At 51.2% G+C, this 2,500-nt stretch carries 1 rRNA gene (only partly in view); it reads right to left on the bottom strand.

The features are described 5' to 3' along the window. Window positions 1-2,420, bottom strand: a 23S ribosomal RNA gene (locus ACJJIL_RS00020); it reaches 462 nt to the left of the window's first position. Window positions 2,421-2,500 lie beyond the last annotated feature (80 nt).

Here is a 2,500-nt window from a genome sequence, read left to right as displayed (position 1 = left end):
GAGTACCTTTTATCCGTTGAGCGATGGCCCTTCCATACAGAACCACCGGATCACTATGACCTACTTTCGTACCTGCTCGACATGTCTGTCTCGCAGTCAAGCGCACTTATACCATTATGCTCATTGCATGATTTCCGACCATGCTGAGTGCACCTTCGTACTCCTCCGTTACTCTTTGGGAGGAGACCGCCCCAGTCAAACTACCCACCATACACTGTCCTCGATCCGGATAACGGACCAGAGTTAGAACCTCAAACATACCAGGGTGGTATTTCAAGGACGGCTCCACAACAACTAGCGTCATTGCTTCAAAGCCTCCCACCTATCCTACACAAATAGGCTCAAAGTTCAGTGCAAAGCTGTAGTAAAGGTTCACGGGGTCTTTCCGTCTAGCCGCGGGTACACTGCATCTTAACAGCGATTTCAATTTCACTGAGTCTCTGGTGGAGACAGCGTGGCCATCGTTACGCCATTCGTGCAGGTCGGAACTTACCCGACAAGGAATTTCGCTACCTTAGGACCGTTATAGTTACGGCCGCCGTTTACCGGGGCTTCGATCAAGAGCTTCGCCGAAGCTAACCCCATCAATTAACCTTCCGGCACCGGGCAGGCGTCACACCCTATACGTCCTCTTACGAGTTTGCAGAGTGCTATGTTTTTAATAAACAGTCGCAGCCACCTGGTCACTTCGACCGGCCTCAGCTTAGGGAGCAAGTCCCATCACCAAAACCGGCGTACCTTCTCCCGAAGTTACGGTACCATTTTGCCTAGTTCCTTCACCAGAGTTCTCTCAAGCGCCTTGGTATTCTCTACCTGACCACCTGTGTCGGTTTAGAGTACGATTCACTATTACCTGAAGCTTAGAAGTTTTTCCTGGAAGCAGGGCATCAACCACTTCACCCACTAAGTGGGCTTCGTCATCAGTTCTCAGCCTTAGGGACCCGGATTTGCCTAAGTCCCCAGCCTACAACCTTAAACATGGACAACCAATCGCCATGCTGGCCTAGCCTTCTCCGTCACTCCGTCGCAGTAATAGCGAGTACAGGAATATTAACCTGTTTCCCATCGACTACGGCTTTCGCCCTCGCCTTAGGGGTCGACTAACCCTGTCCCGATTAGCGTTGGACAGGAACCCTTGGTCTTCCGGCGGGGAGGTTTTTCACCTCCCTTATCGTTACTCATGTCAGCATTCGCACTTGTGATACCTCCAGCAGACCTCCCGATCCACCTTCAACGGCTTACACAACGCTCCTCTACCATGCTCCTAAGAGCATCCGCAGCTTCGGTTATCAGTTTGAGCCCCGGTATATCTTCCGCGCAGGCCGACTCGACTAGTGAGCTATTACGCTTTCTTTAAAGGATGGCTGCTTCTAAGCCAACCTCCTAGCTGTCTGGGCCTTCCCACATCGTTTCCCACTTAACTGATATTTGGGACCTTAGCTGGCGGTCTGGGTTGTTTCCCTTTCCACGACGGACGTTAGCACCCGCCGTGTGTCTCCCGCGATTGCACTCCTCGGTATTCGGAGTTTGCATGGGGTTGGTAAGTCGGGATGACCCCCTAGCCCAAACAGTGCTCTACCCCCGAGGGTGAGACGCGAGGCGCTACCTAAATAGCTTTCGAGGAGAACCAGCTATCTCCCGGCTTGATTAGCCTTTCACTCCGATCCACAGGTCATCCCCTAATTTTTCAACATTAGTGGGTTCGGTCCTCCAGTTGATGTTACTCAACCTTCAACCTGCCCATGGATAGATCGCCGGGTTTCGGGTCTATTGCCTGCAACTAAACGCCCTATTAAGACTCGATTTCTCTACGGCTCCCCTAAGCGGTTAACCTTGCTACAGACAATAAGTCGCTGACCCATTATACAAAAGGTACGCAGTCACCCCGAAGGGCTCCTACTGCTTGTACGTATACGGTTTCAGGTTCTATTTCACTCCCCTCTCCGGGGTTCTTTTCGCCTTTCCCTCACGGTACTGGTTCACTATCGGTCAGCTGGGAGTATTTAGCCTTGGAGGATGGTCCCCCCATATTCAGTCAAGATAACACGTGTCCCGACCTACTCGATTTCACTCTAAATGCCTTTTCGTGTACGGGGCTATCACCCTGTATCGCGGTACTTTCCAGAACCTTCCACTAAAACATAAAGAGCTTAAGGGCTAATCCCCGTTCGCTCGCCGCTACTAAGGGAATCTCGGTTGATTTCTTTTCCTCCGGGTACTTAGATGTTTCAGTTCCCCGGGTTCGCCTCCATAACCTATGTATTCAGTTATGGATACTCCTAAAAGGAGTGGGTTTCCCCATTCGGACATTCTAGGATCAAAGCTTGTGTGCCAGCTCCCCTAGACTTTTCGCAGGCTCCTACGTCCTTCATCGCCTCCAGCTGCCAAGGCATCCACCGTATACGCTTAGTCGCTTGACCATACAACACAAACGACTACTAACGACTTTTAACATCCAGGTAAATCCTGAACGCCGGATTGTGTGCTTGAGAGACACACA

This window comes from Microbulbifer maximicatervae (SeqCode) (genome assembly GCF_052468095.1).
Note: the sequence above shows the minus strand (reverse complement) of the source record. Positions and strands in the feature narration are given on the sequence as shown.